Source organism: Jutongia huaianensis, assembly GCF_014384985.1.
Taxonomy (GTDB): Bacteria; Bacillota; Clostridia; order Lachnospirales; family Lachnospiraceae; genus Jutongia; species Jutongia huaianensis.
Genome location: NZ_JACRSX010000007.1, coordinates 61,217 through 82,298, shown reverse-complemented (window position 1 = coordinate 82,298; position 21,082 = coordinate 61,217). Strand labels below are relative to the sequence as shown.

The 21,082-nt window shown below is 45.3% G+C and carries 22 protein-coding genes; 18 read left to right on the top strand and 4 right to left on the bottom strand.

The genetic code is table 11. From position 1 onward, the window contains the following. Positions 1-6 precede the first annotated feature (6 nt). Positions 7-948: an ion transporter gene (locus tag H8704_RS07395; protein WP_022463591.1), complete on the bottom strand. Its 942-nt coding sequence runs from the start codon at positions 946-948 to the stop codon at positions 7-9. 128 nt (positions 949-1,076) lie between these two features. Continuing rightward, the gene (locus H8704_RS07390) at positions 1,077-1,649 is read right to left on the bottom strand and encodes a carbonic anhydrase (RefSeq protein WP_249297837.1); all 573 of its coding nucleotides are present in this window, start codon (positions 1,647-1,649) and stop codon (positions 1,077-1,079) included. A gap of 159 nt (positions 1,650-1,808) precedes the next feature. Between H8704_RS07390 and H8704_RS14375 the strand changes: the two genes are divergently transcribed. Then, positions 1,809-1,970 carry an MATE family efflux transporter gene (locus H8704_RS14375; protein ID WP_334299404.1) on the top strand — a complete coding sequence of 54 codons (162 nt, stop codon included), beginning with the start codon at positions 1,809-1,811 and terminating at the stop codon, positions 1,968-1,970. Between the two features lie 3 nt (positions 1,971-1,973). Here the strand turns inward: H8704_RS14375 and H8704_RS07380 are convergent, their stop codons facing one another. Continuing rightward, positions 1,974-3,347: a sodium-dependent transporter gene (locus H8704_RS07380; protein ID WP_249297836.1), complete on the bottom strand. Its 1,374-nt coding sequence runs from the start codon at positions 3,345-3,347 to the stop codon at positions 1,974-1,976. A gap of 433 nt (positions 3,348-3,780) precedes the next feature. Between H8704_RS07380 and H8704_RS07375 the strand changes: the two genes are divergently transcribed. The 13 genes from H8704_RS07375 to H8704_RS07315 all read left to right on the top strand — a co-directional run bounded on the left by H8704_RS07375 (position 3,781) and on the right by H8704_RS07315 (position 15,669). Next, the gene (locus H8704_RS07375) at positions 3,781-4,326 is read left to right on the top strand and encodes a stage V sporulation T C-terminal domain-containing protein (protein ID WP_022463588.1); all 546 of its coding nucleotides are present in this window, start codon (positions 3,781-3,783) and stop codon (positions 4,324-4,326) included. 176 nt (positions 4,327-4,502) lie between these two features. Next, on the top strand, positions 4,503-4,778 hold the full coding sequence (locus H8704_RS07370; protein WP_022463587.1) for an HU family DNA-binding protein: 276 nt from the start codon (positions 4,503-4,505) through the stop codon (positions 4,776-4,778). A 122-nt stretch (positions 4,779-4,900) separates the two neighbouring features. Further along, entirely contained in the window at positions 4,901-5,140 is a 240-nt protein-coding gene (locus tag H8704_RS07365) for an RNA-binding S4 domain-containing protein (RefSeq protein WP_022464997.1), read from the top strand. Positions 5,141-5,313: 173 nt separating this feature from the next. Then, positions 5,314-5,610 (top strand): sporulation protein YabP, encoded by a 297-nt coding sequence (gene yabP / locus H8704_RS07360; RefSeq protein WP_022464996.1) that lies wholly within the window; start codon positions 5,314-5,316, stop codon positions 5,608-5,610. Then, positions 5,607-5,999: a spore cortex biosynthesis protein YabQ gene (gene yabQ / locus H8704_RS07355; RefSeq protein WP_022464995.1), complete on the top strand. Its 393-nt coding sequence runs from the start codon at positions 5,607-5,609 to the stop codon at positions 5,997-5,999. The genes yabP and yabQ overlap by 4 nt, the downstream gene beginning before the upstream one ends. Positions 6,000-6,165: 166 nt before the next feature. Continuing rightward, a complete protein-coding gene (locus tag H8704_RS07350) occupies positions 6,166-6,468 on the top strand; it encodes a septum formation initiator family protein (protein ID WP_022464994.1) in 303 nt (100 codons plus the stop codon). 147 nt (positions 6,469-6,615) lie between these two features. Beyond that, a complete protein-coding gene (locus H8704_RS07345; RefSeq protein ID WP_249297835.1) occupies positions 6,616-8,949 on the top strand; it encodes a SpoIIE family protein phosphatase in 2,334 nt (777 codons plus the stop codon). A gap of 17 nt (positions 8,950-8,966) precedes the next feature. Then, entirely contained in the window at positions 8,967-10,568 is a 1,602-nt protein-coding gene (gene tilS, locus H8704_RS07340; RefSeq protein ID WP_249297834.1) for a tRNA lysidine(34) synthetase TilS, read from the top strand. Further along, entirely contained in the window at positions 10,513-11,043 is a 531-nt protein-coding gene (gene hpt, locus H8704_RS07335; protein WP_022464991.1) for a hypoxanthine phosphoribosyltransferase, read from the top strand. Before tilS ends, hpt begins: the two co-directional genes overlap by 56 nt. Before the next feature lie 117 nt (positions 11,044-11,160). Continuing rightward, positions 11,161-13,032, top strand: coding sequence for an ATP-dependent zinc metalloprotease FtsH (gene ftsH / locus H8704_RS07330; RefSeq protein ID WP_243101842.1), 1,872 nt, complete (start codon positions 11,161-11,163; stop codon positions 13,030-13,032). Between the two features lie 438 nt (positions 13,033-13,470). After that, positions 13,471-14,034, top strand: a complete 564-nt coding sequence (locus H8704_RS07325) for a hypothetical protein (RefSeq protein ID WP_249297833.1) — start codon at positions 13,471-13,473, stop codon at positions 14,032-14,034. 33 nt (positions 14,035-14,067) lie between these two features. After that, positions 14,068-14,955: a ribokinase gene (locus H8704_RS07320; RefSeq protein ID WP_249297832.1), complete on the top strand. Its 888-nt coding sequence runs from the start codon at positions 14,068-14,070 to the stop codon at positions 14,953-14,955. 213 nt (positions 14,956-15,168) lie between these two features. Further along, on the top strand, positions 15,169-15,669 hold the full coding sequence (locus tag H8704_RS07315) for a CarD family transcriptional regulator (protein WP_118677271.1): 501 nt from the start codon (positions 15,169-15,171) through the stop codon (positions 15,667-15,669). 58 nt (positions 15,670-15,727) lie between these two features. On the opposite strand, the gene H8704_RS07310 is transcribed toward H8704_RS07315, so the two are convergent. After that, positions 15,728-17,287, bottom strand: coding sequence for a response regulator transcription factor (locus H8704_RS07310; protein ID WP_249297831.1), 1,560 nt, complete (start codon positions 17,285-17,287; stop codon positions 15,728-15,730). Positions 17,288-17,472: 185 nt separating this feature from the next. Between H8704_RS07310 and H8704_RS07305 the strand changes: the two genes are divergently transcribed. The 4 genes from H8704_RS07305 to H8704_RS14250 all read left to right on the top strand — a co-directional run bounded on the left by H8704_RS07305 (position 17,473) and on the right by H8704_RS14250 (position 21,071). Next, on the top strand, positions 17,473-18,018 hold the full coding sequence (locus H8704_RS07305; protein WP_022464985.1) for a spore maturation protein: 546 nt from the start codon (positions 17,473-17,475) through the stop codon (positions 18,016-18,018). A 203-nt stretch (positions 18,019-18,221) separates the two neighbouring features. Further along, the gene (locus H8704_RS07300; RefSeq protein WP_022305870.1) at positions 18,222-18,398 is read left to right on the top strand and encodes a DUF6472 family protein; all 177 of its coding nucleotides are present in this window, start codon (positions 18,222-18,224) and stop codon (positions 18,396-18,398) included. Between the two features lie 86 nt (positions 18,399-18,484). Beyond that, complete coding sequence (locus tag H8704_RS07295) at positions 18,485-19,303, top strand: class I SAM-dependent methyltransferase (RefSeq protein ID WP_249297830.1); 819 nt, start codon at positions 18,485-18,487, stop codon at positions 19,301-19,303. A 100-nt stretch (positions 19,304-19,403) separates the two neighbouring features. Further along, the gene (locus H8704_RS14250) at positions 19,404-21,071 is read left to right on the top strand and encodes a glycoside hydrolase family 36 protein (RefSeq protein ID WP_249297829.1); all 1,668 of its coding nucleotides are present in this window, start codon (positions 19,404-19,406) and stop codon (positions 21,069-21,071) included. Positions 21,072-21,082: the final 11 nt, after the last annotated feature.

Genomic DNA, 21,082 nt, shown 5'->3' with positions numbered 1-21,082 from the left:
GGAAATTTACGTTTCTTCCGTGCTTCTGACCACGATAATATCGTTGAGCTTTAAGACCGTATCCTTCTGGGGAAGGATCGACAGGTCATCCCGCAGGATCAGGTAAATGGTTGCCTGATCGTCATCTTCAATTTCTTCGATGGTCTTTCCGGCATATTGCTTATCTACAAATATTTCTGCAATTTCTTTAATATCTGTATTGCGAAAATTGGACAGCGTGCTTTTTCGTTGATACTGCTCTACGAAACCGGCACTGATGATACCGGTAGGGATCGCAACGGCTCCCACGCCAAGATAGGCGATCACGATCGCCATGATTCTGCCCAGTGGAGTGATGGGGTAAATGTCACCGTATCCCACGGTGAGCAGAGTGGACATGCTCCACCAGAGACCGCTGAAGGCATTCTGAAAGACCGCGGGCTGGGCGTTGTGCTCCACGCTGTACATACAAAGACTGCTTGCGAGCATCAAAACCAGTACAATAAACAGAGAGGAAATGATCTGGTTCTTTTTCTCATAGAGAACCGTTGTGATCACATTAAAGGAATCATATTTTGCATTGAGGCGGAACAAATGAAAAATACGCGCCACACGGAGCATACGAAAGATTACAAAGCCTGACAGAAAAGATGCCGGTACAATGGTCAGTAAGTCAATAATGCCGTCGAAGGAGATCAGAAAATGAAGTCTTGCACGGCAGAGGGATATTTCCGGATAGAGATATCCGGCAGTCCAGATACGGAAAATATATTCCACGCAGAAGATCGAGATGGTAATCACTTCTATGACACGAAACCATGTAGATAGAAACGCCAGCTCCTGAAAGGTTTCCATGAAAGTGACAACGATATTGGCGAAAATCGTTACGGTGATAAAGATATCAAAAAAACGGCTGATTTGATTGCTCCGGTCGCCGATCTGAATGATATTAAACAATTTTTCTTTCATAAGTTACTCCTTCTATAAAACGCTTGACGGCATGGGACGCTGATTCCTGATACCGTAGACAAAAGACAATCGTTCGGCAGGCGGGGACATCCGGCTCTCTTATAGTAATGTGATAAGGAGATCTGCCATTACAATAACCGTACCTCACCGGATTCAATATCATAAATGGCACCCATGACGCGGAGTCCGGTATCTTCTTCCATATGATGGATCTCCAAGCTGTCCTCAATGATCCGGATGCTGTGGGCAACATTTAGCTCACAGGCTTTTGCGGCGTCCGTTTCGTCCCCGATGGCAAGACGGATCTCATCGGTAATAAATTTAATGTAGTTTTCCGGATTACCATTTATTGCTGCGTCCACAGCACCGCAATGGGTATGACCCATCACAAGGATCAGACGGCAGCCCAGATGGCCGGCGGCATATTCGATGCTTCCAAGCTGGTGGTCATCAATCACATTGCCTGCCAGACGGATCACAAAAAGCTCCCCGATTCCGGCAGAAAATATATGTTCCGGAATGACTCTGGAATCCGAGCAGGTGACAATGATCGCATAGGGGGACTGACCATGCAGAGAGGTCAGCCTTCTTTTTTCTTTGGAAATATCTCCCACTCCGTATTTGGAGTCAATATATTGTTTATTGCCGGTAAGCAGCTTTTCTACGGCTTCCTTTGCTGTTATCTGTAATGTTTCCTTCATCCCTTATCACCTCGTAAAAAGAAAATATTGATGACTTTATCATATCAATCCGGTTGAAGAATGTCAAAAAATGGAATGTTCTATAGTAAGAATTATGAGAAGAAAGGATGTTGTAATGAAGGAAAATCCGTTGGGGTATGAGAAGATAAACAGGCTTTTGTGATCGGAATATCCCAGGGCATACAGCCGATTGCCAGTTTTAATTTCGGAGCAGGGAATTACAGAAGAGTAAGAGAGGCATATTTTAAGGCGACCAGCTGCGGAGCTATTCTCGCCGTGATCGCCTTTTTCTGCAGCCTATCAGTTCCAATTGCAATATAAAAATTAAATGGAGATCCATCCCAGTGCATTTGCTACCGAGCTGATCAAGATGATCGCCGCAAAGATCGGGCAGAGATATTTGATCATAAAGACAAAGATCTTTTTGCGTCGGAATGGCATACCGCTCTGTGTCACTTCTTCTTCAATCTTGTCTACACCAATCACTCTGGAAACAAGCAGACAAGTGGCAAATGCGGCGATCGGCATCATCACAGAGTTCGTCAGGAAATCAAAGAAATCCAGAAACTGCATGCCGATGATCTTGATGCCGGCGAGTGGACCGTATCCCAGAGAAGAAAGGCTTCCCAGGATTAGGATAATGGCACCGGCAAGGAGGGTGGATTTCTGACGGTTCCAGCCAAGCTCATCTTCAAAGGTGGAAACGCAGCTCTCGGTCAGCGCAATGGAGCTTGTGAGAGCGGCAAATAGTACAAGGGTAAAAAATAAAATACCAACAGCCGTTCCGAAGTCCATACTGTTAAACATTTTTGGAATCGTGATAAACATCAGTGCCGGACCGGATTGCAGTGTAGCAGAATCACTGCCGGAAAATGCAAAGACAGCCGGGATGATCATAAGGCCTGCCATGATCGCAATGGCGGTATCAAATACCTCGACATTCTGCGTGGAGTCCTCAATGGAAACATCTTTTTTCATATAAGATCCAAAGGTCACCAGAATACCCATGGCAATGGAGAGGGAGTAAAACATCTGTCCCATAGCAGCAACCACGGTCATCCAGGAAAAATCCTTCAGATTTGGAACAATAAAATATTTCACACCTTCTAATGCACCCGGTCTGGTAACGGAATAGATCGTAATGATCACAGAAAGAACCACAAGGATCGGCATCATAAACTTGGAGACACGTTCGATACCGTTTCTCACGCCGGCATAAATAATGGCAACGGTGATCAGGGCAAATACGACAAAGCAAAGCTCTGTGGATGTACCGTTGGAAATAAATCCGGAGAAGTAGCTGTCTGTGGCCAGCTTTCCGCTGTTTCCTTTGATGTATTCCAGCAGATATTTGATGACCCAGCCTCCGATCACAGAATAATATGGGACGATCAGAAGAGGGATGACTGCGTTGATCCAGCCACCTGCAGAAAGCCAGCCGGAACGACCGAAGCTGTGGAAAGCACCTACGGGACTTTTATGTGTCATACGCCCCAGAGAGGTTTCCGCCATGATCATGGTATAACCGAAGGTCAGTGCCAGCAGAATATAGATAAGCAGGAAAATTCCTCCACCGTATTTGGCGGCAAGATATGGAAATCTCCAGATATTTCCGAGACCAACGGATGCTCCGGCTGCAGACAGGACAAAGCCGATCTTGCCGGAAAAAGAACTTCTTTTCTTTTTATGTGTTTTCATTTTTTCACTTAATCCTCCTTGTTTTTGTAAAGCAAAAATCTGCGCTTTATAGCGGGGAGAGGATTTTGCCTCCTTGTTTTACTTACTTAAATAGTATTAATACCGTGAAATATCAGTATAACACAGGTCGCGCAAAAGGGCAATCGGACATCAAAAAAGTGTTTGAAATCAGGGAAAGGTTTGTGAAATTTGATGAAAATTCATGCTTCTGATTATAGAAATGAATAATACGAGTTTCAAAAAATAAAAAAAAATCGACTTTTGAAAGTGGGTGGTTACAGGTATTCGCCGTTCCGGTAAATCGGAATTTAACTTTTGGACATAAGAAATATTATGGGTGCATTTCAGGCAGTGTATAATTTTTCCTGTTTTTTGCATACTACCCATATAGCACAATTATAGAAAGTATGTAAGAAGCAGGAGGAATTTTTATATGAAGGCGACAGGTATTGTTCGAAGAATAGATGATCTGGGACGGGTGGTCATACCAAAGGAAATCCGGCGGACTCTGCGGATCCGCGTGGGAGATCCGTTAGAGATATATACGGACAGGGAAGGGGAAGTGATCCTAAAAAAATATTCTCTGATGGGGGATATGGGGATTTTTGCACAGCAGTATGCAGATTCGTTGGCACAGACCACAGGGTATCAGGTGGTCGTAACGGACAGAGAGCAGGTGATCGCAGCTTCTGCAGGAGCACGTAAGGAGCTGATGGACAAAGCCATCAGCCGGGAAATGCAGCAGATGATCGATGGACGGGAAATTTCTGTGGCTTCCGGAGAAAGCAAAGAGTATCGCAAGATAAGTGATGAGGCAGAACCGTTTGCATGGGAAGTGATCTGCCCGATCATTTCCGAGGGAGATGCGGTTGGTGCAGTGGTGATCTTTACCCGGAGTCAGAAGGAAAGCCTTGGTGATGCAGAACGGAAGCTGGCTCATGTGGCAGCAGGTTTTCTGGGGAGACAGCTGGAGCAGTAGAAAACAGACCATTTATACACCAATTGATGTGAGATTATAACCCTACAATCGTAGAATGTCAAAAAGTGCGGACAAAATCGAAAGAATTGCTGAAAATCCTTGACAAACAAGGGTAATAAGGGTATAAATAGACTTGTAAGTTTTTACGGAAATTTTTATTGAGGAGGAGTTTATCCATGAACAAGACAGAATTGGTTGCAGCTATCGCAGAGAAGTCTGAGCTTTCTAAGAAGGATTCTGAGAAGGCATTAAAGGCATTTATCGACACTGTTACAGAAGAGTTAAAGAAGGGCGAGAAGATTCAGTTAGTTGGCTTTGGTACATTCGAGGTACAGCACAGAGCAGCTAGAGAGGGAAGAAACCCACTCACAAAAGAGACAATCAAGATCGCAGCTTCAAACGCTCCTAAGTTTAAGGCTGGTAAGGCTTTAAAGGATGCTGTAAACGAGTAATTTTTGTGAAACAGGATATGCTTTGGGTTGCCGTTCAGGCAACCCTTTTTTTGACAGCAGTTTATTAAATTAAAAAATAAAACATCTTATATTTATTGATAGAAGCTATAGGGGGAATTATTATGAGATTAGATAAATACTTAAAGGTTTCCAGACTGATCAAGAGAAGACCGGTTGCCAATGAGGCGTGTGATGCCGGCAGGATTCAGGTTAATGGGAAAGTGGCAAAGGCATCCCTTAACATAAAAGTGGGAGATATTATTGAGATTACCTTTGGGGATAAGGTTGTGAAGGTTGAGGTTCTCAGTATCGAAGAAACATATAAAAAGGATGAAGCGAAGGAACTGTACCGCGTTCTTTAAGGGGTGTTTCGGAAGAGAACATTTTCAAAAAAGAAAAGACAGGAACATAATCCCAGAACCGTCTGCATATATATTTGTTATGCAGGCGGTTTTTATTTTTGACATAGTTAGAAAGCTGCCTTCGGTTTAAGTTGTTCTTAAGGGTTTTGCGGTACAGAAATGGAGACAGGAAAATGGAAGACAATAGAAATTTACATGAAAACAGAGGGGTACATAAGGTATATCTGAATGGGCGGCGCACAGCAGTGATGTCCGGGGTGCGGGATGTCCTTTCCTTTGATGCGAAGGAGGTATATCTGGAGACGGAGCAGGGCATTCTTCTGATCAAGGGGGATGAACTTCATGTAAACCGTCTGTCGCTGGAAAAGGGAGAAGTTGATGTAGATGGAAGGATCGACAGCTTTGCGTATTCCGACAAGAATGATCCTGAGAAGAAAGCAACATCATTTTTAGGGAGAATGTTTCAGTGAGACAGATCATTCAGGAACAGATTTATTTTCAGATCACGACATTGTGCGCAGGAATGTTTTTGATGTTTGGATATGATATCCTGCGGCTCTGGCGGTGGTTCCTTCCTCATGGAAAAATATGGGTGTGGGTGGAGGACTTGCTGTACTGGAGTTTGTCCGGCATTCCGGTATTTATTTTGTTTTTCCGGATGATCGACGGGGTGCCCCGGTGGTATGGAATTGCCGGAATGCTTGCCGGAGGGATTTTATATGAGGCGGGAATCAGTATTCCCATCCGTGCCGGACTGCATCGGATATTGGGCAAATATAATAAAAAAATAGGATTTAGGGTTGCGAAATTAGCCAAAATGTTGTATAGTAAAATAACTGGACCAAATAGCAAAAGCTAGATGGAATGCGCATTCGGAACAGGTTTTACTGACATTTTATTTGGACGCTATATCTGGTATATGTTACTGATCGGTTGTACTAGATATGGACTGTCTGAGAGGCATTGACCGTTGTATTTCGTTGGGGGACGAAATATGGCTGGTCCAAGGGGAGTTGATGAAGTATATGGCACGACGAAGACGTAAAAAGAAGCTGAGTCCGTTTACGGTTGTCGGTGTGATTGTGTTGTGTTGTGTTCTGTGTGGAACATTCACTTATAAGACGATCACATTAAAGGCGGAGTCGGCGAAGTATTCAGCACAGATTTCAGAGCTTAAGAAGGAAAAGAAAAAGCTGAATGAGCAGAAGGCTGAGATTAAGGACTATGAATCCTATGCAAAGACAAAGGAATATACCGAAGAGGTGGCCCGCGATAAGCTGGGTCTTGTATATCCTAATGAGATTATCTTTGAACCAAACGACAAATAATAAAAAGAGTTTCACAGAAATGTGAGGCTCTTTTTTTGCATATTTTTGTCGAGGAAAATATTTTGGACAGGTTCCCGGTTTTGACAAAATATTTGAAAATTCTTTTCTATACTTTGTTGCACTGACGAAAACAGAGGGGGATGTGTCATGAAAAAAATTCATAAAAAAATGTTGGTGCAGCTGTTGTTTGGTTTTTTGATCGGGCGTGTGGTCCTGCTGGAACGAAATCCTGCCGGGGCAGCTTTTTTTGCGGGAGCACTGACCCAGGGCGGAGGAGTTGTGCCATTGCTATTTTCGGTGGGACTGGGGATGCTTTCCGCGTTACCGGTGGAAGCGGTCCTTCGTTACGGTGTCGGTATGCTTGGGATTGTTGTTGCCAAAAATCTCATAGAACGGCAGGGAATGAAATGGAGTATCTGGCAGTCTTCGGGACTGATGGCGGCAACGCTGGCTGTCCTGTCTGTGACTCAGTATACCATTTTGCCATATCAGTGGAAGGATATTTTATTTACGATATTGGAACCGGTACTGGTGGTGGCATTGGCGAGAGTTTTTTTGGAGGGACAGCAGTATTTGTTCCACTTTCGGAGAGGACGGCAGATCAGTCAGGAACAGCTGCTTAGTCTGGTGTTGATGGGAATGCTTGCGTTATACGGGATTCCGGAGGTGATGATCCGTGATATTTCCATGACGGTGCTTATGGTGCTTTTGCTGGTGCCTTTTGCGGGGTATCAGTATGGTATCGGTGTGGGAGCCGCGGCAGGGGCTGCGGGGGGAATTATTTTGTCACTTATGGGACAGGACGAAGGCTTTGTGGGGAGCCTCTGCCTGTTGGGAATGATCACGGCATTATTCCGGGATAAAGGGAAAATGTGGAGCCTGTCCGCTTATTTGCTGGGGGCATTTGGGATTGGGATCAGTCTCAACCGTGATATGCTTGATCTGGGAATGATCAAAATGCTGGTGATTGACAGCCTGATCCTGGCGGCGGTGCCGGACAAGCTGCTCCGCCGGTTAAGAATTCCTCTTTATGGAGACCGGGGGGCAGGAGAAAATCCCGAAGGCTTGCAGATGAAAAATAAGCTGGAGGGTTTTTCAGATTCCTTCCGGCAGCTTGCCCGTGTGCTGCAAAAGCAGAGTGAAGAAAAAACAGGAGTAAACCGCCGGGATGTAAGGCTTCTGATGAAGGAGATGGCAGAACAGGTCTGTGATAAATGCAGTCACCGGGAATATTGTATGGGACAGGTGGCGGTAAATCGTCCGGAGGTAGTTTCGCATCTGATGGAGATGCAGGAGCGGGGAATGCTGCGCATTGATCAGATGCCTGCGGAGTTTGTGGAGGAATGTATTCATCCGGACTGGTTTTTGATGGAGGCAAATCAGGGACTTCGGATGGCGCGCACCGTGATGAGTTTTCAGAATCAGCTTGCCCAGAACAGACGGGTGCTGGCCGGGCAGATGGAACAGGTGGGGGAGCTTTTCCGGGAACTTGCGGGAGATGCAGGACAGACAGCAAAGGTGCCGGAGGAGATGGAAAATGTGATCAAACGGGAGCTTGCGGGAATGCGGGTAAAGGTGGAGAATCTGATCATTTACCGAGACAAGCGGAACCGGCTGGAAATCCGGATGAAGGCCCATACAGGGAAGGGGAGGCTGGTGACGGCGAGGGAGACTGCCGGTGTTTTGTCGGATCTTTTTGGACGGTCGTTTATGCCGTCCAGAGAAAGTCATAATGTGATTCCGAAGAAGGAAACAGAAATGGTTTTTGTAGAAGATACGCCATATCTGGCAGTGACAGGTGTGGGAAGACGGAGGAAGGAAGGAGAGGAGGTTTCCGGAGACAATTTTTCCTGTTTGTCTCTGCCCAATGGGGAACTGCTGCTGGCACTCTCTGACGGTATGGGAAGCGGAAAGGGGGCATTTGGGGAAAGCCAGGTGGTGATCGAACTGCTGGAACAGATGACAGAAGCCGGATTTTCCAAAATCTCTGCTTTGAAGCTGATCAATTCTCTTTATATGCCGGAGGCAGTACAGACCAGCTTTGCTACGGCAGATGTGGTGGTACTGGACCTGTATCAGGGAAGCTGCCAGTTTATGAAAAACGGGGCGGCTGCCACATGGATCCGCAGGGGAAAAGGCGTGGAACGGATTGAGGGACAGGCACTTCCGGTGGGGGTCTATCAGGAGGCTGAACCGTATTTTGAGAAGACGGAGATATATTCCGGAGATTATGTTATAATGATGACAGATGGCATTGTAGATGCGTTTGCAGGCCGGGAGGAGGAACTGGAGCGTCTGCTTCAGGAGCAGAGAATTGTCAATCCTCAGGAGCTTGCAGAATATATTGTTGATGAGGCCGTGGCTCAGAGTGGAGGAAAAGTAAATGATGATATGAGCGTGGTCGTAGCTGCTGTCTGGGAAAGAACCAGAGAGAATTCATACGTGCCGTCTTACAAAAACAGACAGCTGCGGCTGTCATAAAGGAGATAACTTACGCAATGAGACTGGAATCATACCATGAGGTGAAGGACTTTTGCAGACAAAACCATTTGCTGGAGCCGTCCGATCGTGTGCTGGTGGCATTTTCCGGCGGAGCGGATTCGGTATATCTGGCACGGGCATTGTTGGAGTTGTCCCGGGAATGGGACTTTGTGGTGGAGCTGATCCATGTGAATCACCAGATCCGGGGAGAAGAAGCAGAACGGGATGAGATGTTTTGTAAGAGTTTTGCGGAGGAGAATGGCATCAGAATTCACATATGCAGGGGAGATGTCCCTAAAATGGTACAGGAAAAGAAATATTCTCTGGAAGAGGCGGCCAGAATATATCGCTATCGGTGCATTGAAGAAACAGCAGAGCAGTATGGCTTCCAAAAGGTGGCGATCGCTCACCATCGGGACGATCAGGCAGAAACGGTCCTGTTTCAGATGCTGCGGGGCAGTGGTGTGAGGGGAATGGGGGGAATGTGCCCAAGGAATGGCAGATATATCCGTCCACTGCTCTTTTTATGTCACGATCAAATTGTCCGTGAATTGGGACAGATCTCCCAGTCCTGGTGCGAGGACAGCACAAATCAGGAGGCAGATTGCAGCCGTAATCAGATCCGTCTGAAGATACTGCCTCTGCTGGAGGAGTGCGTCAATCGCAGGGCGTCGGAGCATCTGGCACGTACTGCAGTCCGGATGCAGGAGGTACAGGCGTTTTTGGAGGAGGAGCTTGCGAAACGTCTTCCGGAGCTGGTGGTGGATTTCCCGGAAGAGGGATTTGCCGGGCGCAAAGAGCTTCGGGCAAGGGTCAGGGAGCTTCAAATGCTTCCCAAAGCACTGCAGAGAGAGTTTGCTTATTGGATGATCACACAGGCGGCGGAGCACCGGAAGGATATCACCAGCCGTCATCTGGAGGCGCTGCTTGCTCTGGCGGCAGGGGAGAGCGGCAAACGGATTTCTCTGCCTTATGGTCTGGTGGCCGGCAGGGATTACGATATCCTCTGGATCCGCAAAGAGTATCCGAATAAGGTACAGCAACCGGATAAAGCAAAACAAGGAAAAACTGCGGCAGAAACAGAAAACACGGCAGAAGCGGGCAGAAACGGGACAGAGGACAATACTTATCCGTACTGGGATTCTGCGGGGAAAGAACCCAAAAGTATTGTGCTGTGCGGCACAGAAGGCAAAGAAATAAAGCTTTTATTGCAGCGGAAGAATTTTTTTGAAGCATTTGAAGATAATGAAAGAAAAATACCGAAAAATAACTGTACGAAATGGTTTGATTATGCTAAAATAAATGGTATGCTTGAATTTCGTCATCCTGAAGAAGGTGATTTTCTGTGGCTGGATGAACAGGGGACACGGAAGAAACCTCTGAATCGTCTGTTGATCGACAGGCATGTTCCCAGAGAAGATCGAAGGAAGATATGGATACTGGCAGAGGGAAGTCACGTTGTATGGATCCCGGAGCTTGACAGAGTCAGTGCCGGATATTATGTATCGGACAGGACAGAGGAAATTTTATGTATAAAAATGATTACTGAGAGTGAGAAAAAAGATGAAAGAAATAGTACATGTTATGTTTTCCCGGGAGCAGGTGGAAAACAGGATTAAAGAGATGGCAGACCAGATCAACGAAGAATATGGGATGAAGCCCTTGCGTCTGATCTGTATTTTGAAGGGAAGTGTATTCTTTTCATGCGAGCTGGCAAAGCACTTGAAGATGCCTGTAACGATTGATTTTATGTCTGTATCCAGTTATGGAAACAGCACATCCAGTTCAGGTAAGATTACGATCAAGAAGGATTTGGAGCAGTCGATCCAGGGAGTGGACTGTCTGTTGATCGAGGATATTATCGACACAGGCTATACCCTCTCTATGCTGAAGCCGATGCTTCTGGAGAGAAAGCCGGAGAGCTTTAAGATCTGCACTCTTTTAAATAAACCGGACCGCAGAGAGGTAGAGATGGAGGCAGATTATACCGGATTTTCCATTCCGGATGAGTTTGTAGTTGGTTATGGTCTGGACTATGCACAGAAGTATAGAAATCTTCCATTTGTAGGCACACTGGAGTTTATTGAAGAATAGTGTGCGAATGCAGGCCCTCGCAGGAGGGGAGCAGTAATGCTGCACAGGAAATGAAGCAGGCAGTCCTGTTTCATTCTGAAATAAATATCAGGTAAGGAGACATTCATGAGGCAACAGATGAGAACAGGAATCGGCTTTTATCTGCTGATTCTGGTGATTATTGCGGCTGCCGTCTATGTTTCGGGTACTTTGGACCAGGGTGGACAAAAGACATACAATATTGTCAATTTCACTCAGGATCTGGAGGATGGAGATGTCACATCCGTGGCAATCCTGCCCAATGAGGAGGTGCCTACCGGAGAGGTAGACGTCCGCAAGAAAGACGGCTCTGCGCAGAGCTTTTATGTATCAGATGTAACAGAGGTAGAGAAGCTGATCCGGAGTAAGGACAGCAAGCTGGCAGATCAGTATGTGATGAAGGATGTGCAGAAGCCATCCTGGATCATTACGACACTTCTTCCCTATCTTTTGGGAATCATTGCCATCTTCTTTTTATTCTCGTTCCTGTCTGCACAGACAGCAGGACAGGGGGGCAGCAATGCCAAGATGATGAATTTTGGCAAGAGCCGTGCCCAGAGGATTGATCCCGACGATCCAAATGCCAAGCATTTTAAAGATGTGGCAGGATTAAAGGAGGAGAAGGAGGAGCTGGAGGAGATCGTGGATTTCCTGGCAGACCCTGCCAAATATACCGAGAGAGGTGCCCGTATTCCGAAGGGTATCATCCTTGTGGGACCTCCGGGAACCGGTAAGACACTTCTTGCCAAGGCCGTGGCCGGAGAAGCAGGCGTTCCGTTCTTTAGTTTATCCGGTTCGGATTTTGTGGAGATGTTTGTGGGTGTCGGTGCATCCCGTGTCCGTGATATGTTTGCGGAGGCAAAGAAAAATGCACCGTGTATTGTATTTATCGATGAGATTGATGCGGTGGCCCGTAAGAGAGGTACCGGTCTGGGCGGTGGCCACGATGAGCGCGAGCAGACGCTGAACCAGATGCTGGTAGAGATGGATGGTTTCGGCGTCAATGAAGGCATTATTGTGATGGCTGCAACCAACCGTGTGGATATTCTGGATCCGGCGATCCTTCGTCCGGGACGATTTGACCGTCGGGTGGCAGTCGGCAGACCGGATGTCAGAGGCCGTGAGGAGATCCTTGAGGTTCATTCCAAAGGCAAACCGTTAAGCGATGACGTGGATCTGGAAAAGGTAGCAAGAACAACCGTAGGATTTACCGGAGCGGATCTGGAGAATCTTATGAACGAGTCTGCGATCGCCTGTGCCAGAGAAGGCCGGCCATGCATTACGCAGGCGGATATTGATAAATCCTTTATTAAAGTGGGGATCGGTACAGAGAAGAAAAGTAAGATCATTTCCGAGAAGGACAAAAAGATCACTGCATACCACGAGTCAGGTCATGCTATTTTGTTCCATGTTCTGCCGGATGTGGGACCGGTGCATATTGTTTCTGTGATTCCGACCGGACAGGGGGCAGCAGGTTATACCATGCCTTTGCCGGATAAGGATGAGACCTTTACAACCCGCGGAAAGATGCTGCAGGATATTATGGTCAGTCTCGGTGGCCGTATTGCAGAGTCTTTGATCTTTGATGATATTACCACGGGAGCATCCCAGGATATCAAATCAGCGACGGCGACAGCCCGCGATATGGTGACGAAGTATGGTTTTTCTGATGCCATCGGTATGATCAATTATGCCGACAGTGATGAAGTGTTTATTGGAAACGATTTTGGCCATACCAGCAGAACATACAGTGAGGAAACGGCAAGAGACATTGACAAAGAGGTTCGTGCCATTATTCAGGACTGTTATCAAAAAGCCCGTGCTATTATTGAGGAGCATATGGATGTGCTTCATGCATCAGCGGAGATTCTGATGGATCGGGAGCGTATTACCAGAGAAGAGTTTGAGGCTCTCTTTGAGAAGGATCACGAGGATCAGACAGAGACGGAGACAGATTCATCCGACAAATAAGGCGTTTATGGACGCATTTGATAGAAATCACAAAAAACGGCTATCATTTTCAGATTTTTTATGGAAAATGATAGCCGTTTTTCATGGGAAAGCAAAAATGCACAAAAACTTTTTGGAAAAGATGGTAAGTTTATGCACACTTTAGCAGACCCCGCTGTTATACTAATCATCGTAAACCCCAATACATTATATAGTTTTTGCTACACCCCATAAGTAACAAAAATACCTTCTCCAAAAGGGACAGCTGTTCGTAGGCTGTCCCTTTTACTGTTTCTATTTCTTAAACCACTGGTTCAATGCTTTTTAGGCATATCATCTTGCGGATCAATCGTGTAAGATGTTAAAATGGAGAAAAGGGGAACTGAAACAATTTGATTCTTTGATCGGGCAATAATGGGATCAGAGATTTGTAACGGGTAGAAGGGTATGGGTATTTGTATGGATTATCTTTATAAGCTTACAGTGGAAATTGATGATGATAAGGTGCTGCGTTTGCAGCGGCATGATCTGGGGGCGGTATATCAGACCGTAAGAGATGCGTTTGCGGGATGTAATTTTCAGGAACAATCTCAGGATGACCGGGAGTTGATCTTTACGATCGGAGAGGGAAAGGATTCCTTTAGTGAAGTGGGAATTGTCGCAAATTCACTTTATGACAGCTGGCTTGGTCCGTATCTTAAGAGAATGGAATGGTACGATGCAAGTGATGACAGTAAGGAAGACGTTCTTAGGGAAATCGGGGATTTTGATGAAAAATATGGCTATTACTCCACGACAGAAGAGATGGTCAGCTTGACGGATGAAGCGAGAAAAGAAATCGCCTGCGAGAAGAAACAGGTGAAGGAAATAGCAGATCAGGCAGTGAGGGAGAAGAAGCAGGATGGAAAAGTTACTGTGCTTTGCCCAAAATGCAAGAATGCTCCGAAGGTGATCCTGAACGGTAACAGAACTATTGTAAAATGCTCCTGTGGCTATATTCTTGATGCAGAAATTTATTTGTAAAATTCTTTTATGTGAAAGGAATGCGTGATTTCTATGAAAGTATTAAACATTGGATCTATGAATCTGGATTATGTATACCGCGTGGATCATATTGTACAGCCGGGAGAAACCATCAGCAGCGGCGGCATGAATGTTTTTCTGGGAGGAAAAGGAATCAATCAGTCCATTGCGCTGGCAAAAGCGGGAGTTGAGGTTTATCACGGCGGTATGATCGGAGAAGACGGGCAGCCATTTCTGGATGCCTGTCAGGAGTATGGTGTTCACGGAGAATATATCCGTCAGATTCCGGGTAAGACAGGGCATACGATTATTCAGATCGACAAGGAGGCGCAGAATTGTATTCTTTTATTTGGAGGAGCCAATCAGATGCTGACGAAGGAATACATTGACGGAGTACTGTCCCTTTTTCAGGACGGAGATATTCTCCTTCTGCAGAATGAGGTAAACGATATCGCATACATGGTAGAGTGCGCTTATGAAAAGGGGATGCAGATTGCATTAAATCCATCTCCGTTTAATGAACGTCTGGAGGATGTGGATATGGATAAGATCAGTATCTTTCTGCTCAATGAGATTGAGGGCGGACAGATCACGGGGTTGTCTGATCCGGACAGGATATTCCATGAAATGTGCTGCAGATTCCCAAAGGCAAAGATTGTACTGACGCTGGGCAGTGATGGAGCTGTTTATGGAGCAACCGGACAGACCTACAGGCAGCCGATCTTTCCGGTTCATGCGGTGGATACCACGGCGGCAGGGGATACCTTTACCGGATATTTTCTGGCAGGACTCGTGGAAGGATTGCCGGTGGAGCAGACATTGAGGATGAGTGCAAAGGCTTCCTCTATTGCTGTGACCAGAGAAGGAGCGGTTCCTTCCATTCCTTACCGCAGTGAGGTGGAAGAAGCACTGAAACAGTAACAAAATACGGATAAAACGGTAATTTATCAGTATACAAAAAACTCTTTTTTCAAATTTTGACTTACAAAAATACTTAAAATGTGGTACAATTACCATAGAACTTGAAACGGTATCGGACACCGGAAGCCCAGTCTGCAGGGGCTTCCGGTTTATCTATGGTCTAATGTAAGTATCAATATGAAACGGAATCTACAGTATGAAAAGAGGGAAAATATGTATCAGGTAAATGACAGTGTTGTGTATGGAACACATGGGGTGTGTGAGGTGACAGCAGTTGGAAGATTATCCATGTCAGTAGCGGATCGCAAGAAGAAATATTATACACTCCGTCCGGTGTATCAAAAGGATTCTCTGGTGTATGTGCCGGTGGATCATATAAAACTGCCGATGCGGCTGGTGCTTGGTAAGGAGGAAGCGGAGAAGCTTGTGGAGGAGATTCCTTCTTTGGAAACAATTTGGATCGTCAATGAAAAGGAAAGAGAAAGCCAATATAAGGAGGCCGTCCGCAGTGGGGACTGCCGGGAACTTGTGCGGATTATTAAAACCATTTATCTTCACGAAAAAGAGCGTATGGATAAGGGGAAAAAGGTGGCAGCAGTAGATGAGCGTTATTTCCATCAGGCAGAGGAGCTGCTGTATGGAGAGCTTGCCTATGCGCTGGGAATGGAGATTTCCCAGGTGGGAGATTATATTGCTCAAAAGCTCGGCCGGTAAAATACCGATGGACATAAAATAAAAGCCATGATCATTTTGGTCATGGCTTTTGTGATATTTATTCGGATTTACGCATTTGTTTACGGTATTCTGCCGGACTTTGATTTACATATTTTTTAAATTTTGTATGGAAATAATCCACATTCCGGTAACCGACTTTTTCGGCAATTTCATATACCTTCAGGGAACTGCCCTCCAAAAGCTCCTTGGAGTGCTCAATACGGATCTTGTCTACAAAAACATTAAATCCCTCTCCTACTTTTTTGGTAAAGATCTTGCCCAGATACGAACTGTTATATCCAAAAAGAGGAGCGATATTTTCCAGCTTGATATTATCCATATAATTGTGTTCGATATAATGGATGATATCATCCATTACACTTTCGCTGGATGGATTACCAATGGCGCGGATGATCATTTCAAACTGTTCTGTAAAGAACAGTACAATTTCGTATAAATAATATTTCTCGTTAATAAATTCAATAATTTCGGCATTACTTGGAAAAGCAATATCCGCATTATGGTACAAATGAAAAATCTTTTCTTTGATGGACAGATACAGATCGGTCAAAAACAATTTGATCCGGGGAATATCCTCATCGCAGGAGTACAGCTTTGTTTCCAGTTCATGAAGCATTTCTGCCATCTGATTCCGCTTAGCGGCCTGAATATAACCAATCAGCGTCTCACAGTAAAACTGCAGTACCTCCGGAGTTAATTCAAAACGGTTTTCCTCATCCTGCTTTGGGAGCTGGTCATAACCGATGGTATGCTGGCGGTGCTCGCAGAAGAAACGACGCTGCAGCAGACGAAGTGCCTCCTGATAGGAGGTATGAACTTCCTGTAGATCCTTTACCGGTCTGCCATAGGTGATAAAAAGAGAATCCAGAGGAGAATCCTTCTGAGGCTTCTGCTCCCGCTCGTAATGCTCCAGAAACTGCTGGAATTTGTGAAGCGTAAACTCTCCCTTTAACAACAGGATCTCATTGTCATCAATGGTGATCTGCTCGTAGGAGCTGTTCATTTCATTGGTGACCTTTAAGAGATCGGCAAAGCGATAAGACATTTGTGTTGCGTTGTGACTGTATTTTTCATAGATAACGACCTGATATTCATCGGCCTCCATATGGAGATCCTCTATATTGATCCGGTCAAGATCTGCCTTCCCTGTAAGAATATCCAACAAGATCATGCCGTGGGCTTTCTGGCGGTAATGCTGCCAGGTACCGGTCTGACGGCTTTGTTCCTCGATGGTGTCTTTTAAGGCCTGTACGGCTTCCAGAAGCTCGTCCTCATCAATGGGTTTTGTGAGATAGAAATCGACTCCATACCGGATGGCTGACTGTGCGTATTTGAAATCAGTAAATCCACTCAGAATAATGAAGTGACCTTCAAATCCTTTGTCTCTGGCATTTTTAACCACATCCACTCCCAGAAGACCGGGCATACGAATGTCCATCAGTACCAGATCCGGCTGCTCCCGGACAATATAATCTAATGCATCAATGCCGTTGGATGCTTCGCCAATAATTGAAAATCCCAGAGATTCCCAATCAATAATACATTTTAAACCCTGACGTATAATTAGTTCGTCATCCGCAATAAAAACGGTATTCATGTAATTTACCAAACCTTTCTGATTCTGCGTTTAGGAGATTTCGTGAATGAAAGACTTCCTGACAGAATATATTTACAACAAGACAGAGTTCCGTATACGAAACTCTGCACAATAGGATGTTTAACCCCACTTACTGTTATTATATACATTCGTCTCAGGATTTGCAAGAAAGGGGAAGTTTTTTCATGCAGTTTCTACTATATTTATCCAATTTTATGATACCCATTGTAATCTTTTATATTGTGGGGTATGGCCTCTGCAGCCATACGGATATTTTTGGCGCATTTGTCAAGGGAGCAGAGGATGGTTTCCGGGTTGTATTAAAGGTGCTGCCGACTTTGATCGGACTGATGATGGCCATTGGCATTCTCAGGGCATCCGGTCTGCTGGAAACATTTTCTGCATGGATTTCACCTATGGCGGAAAAAATCAATTTTCCCGCTGTTCTGGTGCCTCTTTCCCTGATCAAAATGGTATCATCTTCGGCAGCCACCGGTCTGCTTCTCGATATTTATAAAGAGTTTGGAACTGATTCCCATGAGGGATTTTTAGCGTCTGTTTTGATGTGCTGTTCAGAAACGATCTTTTATACAATTTCCGTGTATTTTATTGCCACCGGGGATAAAAAACATTCTCCGGTAACGAAAATGAACTGGACATTAACCGGGGCACTGATCGCTACCTTTGCTGGGATGGCAGCAAGTGTATGGCTGTGCCGGGGAATGGGATAGATCAGAGGGGGATGATATCAGAGAAAACATATAAATATGAGATGAATGGTTATCCTGTTTTTGCTGATTTTAACGAAGTTCAAATTGACAGGAGTTTATGATGGGAGTTATAATTTTCTTACTATACTTAAGAATTTTAATTGATATTTTAATGGGTAAATACATTATAATGAAAATTTACAAATGGAATAAAGGAGATAAAAATGTCAAACGAATGTGATACCTGTGCAAATTACAGTTATGATGAAGAATATGAGGAGTATTTCTGTGATGTAAATATGGATGAGGATGATATGGTACGATTTATGACAGATCATCGAAACAGCTGCCCATATTACCGCAATGGAGATGAGTACCAGGTGGTTCGCCATCAGATGTAAGATTCCGGCACCAGATAAAGGTTTGGAGCAGTATATATGCGATGGACCGCTAGAGGATATAGGAGACGATCGGGAGAATAAATCATATGACGGAATTAGAAAAATATTATAATAAATTTAACGAGGATAAAAGGCTTACCAGACGCCACGGAAAGGTGGAGTATATTACTTCTATGAAGTATATTCATCAGTGCATTGATGAACTTATAGAGAACAGACAAAATGATGGGAATAAATCAGATACAGCGGCTTGTTCTGAAATTCGTATTCTGGATATCGGCGCCGGCACCGGCAGATACAGTGTTGCGCTGGCGGAGGAGGGATATGATGTTACGGCAGTGGAGCTTGTGAAATATAATCTGGGGATTTTGAAATCAAAGGGGAGCAGCGTAAAGGCATATCAGGGAAATGCATTAAAACTGTCCCGTTTTGCGGACTGTTCCTTTGATATTACTTTGTTGTTTGGTCCAATGTATCATTTGTATACCTTTGAGGATAAGCGGAAAGCGTTACAGGAGGCAAAGCGCGTGACCAGACCGGGAGGCCGGATACTGGTGGCGTACTGTATGAATGAATACGGAGTTCTTCTGTACGGTTTCCGGGACGGCAATGCAAAGCAATGTCTGGAGGATGGAAGACTGTCTCAGGATTTTCATTGTACACCACAAGAGGGCGACTTGTACGATTATATGCGCATTGAGGATATTGATGCACTGAATCGGGCGGCAGATCTGAAGCGGATCAAAATTATTTCTCCGGATGGTCCGGCAAATTATATGCGGCCGGTATTGAATTCTATGGACGAGGAGACCTTTGAGCTTTTTATACAGTACCATTTATCGGTCTGTGAGAGACAGGATCTGATCGGAGCAGGAGCGCATACGCTGGATATATTGGAAAGATAAAGCTGCGGGAAAGAACAGATATAAAATGATTGTTACAGAGGTTATTTTACAGACTCTGCCGAAGGAGTCAGAGAGATAACTTGATCAGGGAGGAAAAGACGTGGAAGATATTATATTTTTGATCAGGGGAAACCGGAATGGGGAACCCTTTGTGGCGGAAATGTATCAGGGAGGTGAGCAGCCTTATTTTACTCTGCGCTGGCAGGAGGATGAGGGGGAGCTTCATATCCGGATCATTCCGAAGGATTTTGATGATTATGGAAATCCCGTGGGAGAGCTGACGCTGGAATCTGTCAGTATGACCTTTCCATGGTCGTGCAGGGGTGGCAGGAAGCCGGAACAGATTTTCATGAATGGATATCAGTCCTGGACGGATTCCCATGAACATACGATTCTCGAAAAGGAACCGGCTATATCTCCGCTGGCCTCTGGCATGGTGGAAAAATATTATCTGGATCGTTATGGTGATGTGAATTTTACCATGAAGCCAAAGGGAACGGGACAGTTTCATGGATTTACCTATTGTTATTTCCGGGATGGAGAGAGATACCGCTTTTTGGGCTCCTTAAGCGAACGTGCCGGATTTACCGTGTTTTATTATAATGGCGGAGCACAGCAGATGACCATAGAAAAGGATTGTTCAGGCTTAAGGATATCGGAGGAGTGGAATGCTTTTGATCTGGTGGAGCTTTCTGGTACAGAGGATCAGGTGTTTGATCTTTATTTTGAAAAAATGCAAATTAATAAGCCGGCGGGAAGTCCTATGACAGGTTATACAAGCTGGTACAATCATTACCAGAATATTTCAGAGCAGATCATTATGGAAAATCTGGAACATGTCCACGAAATGGGACAGAACTTTGATGTTTTTCAGATTGATGATGGGTATCAGACCTATGTGGGGGACTGGCTGGATGTGAACCGGGACAAGTTCCCGGATGGGCTGGAGCCGGTGGTGGATCGGATCCATACATATGGCATGAAGGCGGGACTGTGGCTGTCTCCGTTTGTATGCGAAAAAAATTCCAGATGCTATCAGGAGCACCGGGACTGGCTGGTACGGGATGAAAATGGGCATCCGGTGTGCGGTGGCAGTAATTGGAGTACCTTTTATGCATTAAATACAGAGCTGCCGCAGGTGCGGGAATATCTAAAAGAAGTATTTCATCAGGTCCTGGATGTGTGGGGCTTTGATCTGGTGAAGCTTGATTTTCTTTATGGTGCTTGTATGCAGCCGACGCCATATAAAACGAGAGGGCAGCTTATGTGTGAAGCTATGGATTTTCTGCGGGAGCTTGTTGGAGACAAGCTGATCCTTGGCTGTGGTGTCCCACTGGGGCCGGCGTTTGGTAAGGTGGATTACTGCCGGATCGGTCCGGATGTGGGGCTGGACTGGGATGGATCTCCAAAGGAAAAGCTTCTACACAGAGAGCGTGTTTCCACCAAAAACACCATTGGCAATACGATTTATCGCAGGCAGTTAAATGGGCGGGCGTTTTGGAATGATCCGGATGTTTATCTGCTGCGGGATGACAATATTAAGCTGTCAGCGAAACAGAAGGCATTACTGGCGCAGGTAAATGGATTGTTTGGAGGTCTGCTTTTTACCTCGGATGATGTGGGAAACTATGATGCAGAAAAAAGAAAATTACAGAAGAGTCTGACTGAACTTCATGGGGCATCCCGGAGTGTGGAGCGCAGGGGCAGATATACCGTTGTCCGATATCAGGGACAGGACGGAGAAAAGGAATTAAAGGTAAAATTATAAATAACTCAGAC

Bases quoted from the DNA above. Each gene is read 5' to 3' on its own strand.
- tilS (WP_249297834.1), top strand. From the start codon at position 8,967: ATGAGACTGGAATCATACCATGAGGTGAAGGACTTTTGCAGACAAAAC.
- H8704_RS07310 (WP_249297831.1), bottom strand. From the start codon at position 17,287: ATGAATACCGTTTTTATTGCGGATGACGAACTAATTATACGTCAGGGT.
- H8704_RS07345 (WP_249297835.1), top strand. From the start codon at position 6,616: ATGAAAAAAATTCATAAAAAAATGTTGGTGCAGCTGTTGTTTGGTTTT.
- H8704_RS07295 (WP_249297830.1), top strand. From the start codon at position 18,485: ATGACGGAATTAGAAAAATATTATAATAAATTTAACGAGGATAAAAGG.
- H8704_RS07350 (WP_022464994.1), top strand. From the start codon at position 6,166: ATGGCACGACGAAGACGTAAAAAGAAGCTGAGTCCGTTTACGGTTGTC.
- H8704_RS07315 (WP_118677271.1), top strand. From the start codon at position 15,169: ATGTATCAGGTAAATGACAGTGTTGTGTATGGAACACATGGGGTGTGT.
- H8704_RS07390 (WP_249297837.1), bottom strand. From the start codon at position 1,649: ATGAAGGAAACATTACAGATAACAGCAAAGGAAGCCGTAGAAAAGCTG.
- H8704_RS07320 (WP_249297832.1), top strand. From the start codon at position 14,068: ATGAAAGTATTAAACATTGGATCTATGAATCTGGATTATGTATACCGC.
- H8704_RS07325 (WP_249297833.1), top strand. From the start codon at position 13,471: ATGGATTATCTTTATAAGCTTACAGTGGAAATTGATGATGATAAGGTG.
- ftsH (WP_243101842.1), top strand. From the start codon at position 11,161: ATGAGAACAGGAATCGGCTTTTATCTGCTGATTCTGGTGATTATTGCG.
- H8704_RS07380 (WP_249297836.1), bottom strand. From the start codon at position 3,347: ATGAAAACACATAAAAAGAAAAGAAGTTCTTTTTCCGGCAAGATCGGC.
- H8704_RS07370 (WP_022463587.1), top strand. From the start codon at position 4,503: ATGAACAAGACAGAATTGGTTGCAGCTATCGCAGAGAAGTCTGAGCTT.
- H8704_RS07300 (WP_022305870.1), top strand. From the start codon at position 18,222: ATGTCAAACGAATGTGATACCTGTGCAAATTACAGTTATGATGAAGAA.
- H8704_RS07395 (WP_022463591.1), bottom strand. From the start codon at position 948: ATGAAAGAAAAATTGTTTAATATCATTCAGATCGGCGACCGGAGCAAT.
- H8704_RS07375 (WP_022463588.1), top strand. From the start codon at position 3,781: ATGAAGGCGACAGGTATTGTTCGAAGAATAGATGATCTGGGACGGGTG.
- hpt (WP_022464991.1), top strand. From the start codon at position 10,513: ATGAAAGAAATAGTACATGTTATGTTTTCCCGGGAGCAGGTGGAAAAC.
- H8704_RS07365 (WP_022464997.1), top strand. From the start codon at position 4,901: ATGAGATTAGATAAATACTTAAAGGTTTCCAGACTGATCAAGAGAAGA.
- yabP (WP_022464996.1), top strand. From the start codon at position 5,314: ATGGAAGACAATAGAAATTTACATGAAAACAGAGGGGTACATAAGGTA.
- H8704_RS07305 (WP_022464985.1), top strand. From the start codon at position 17,473: ATGCAGTTTCTACTATATTTATCCAATTTTATGATACCCATTGTAATC.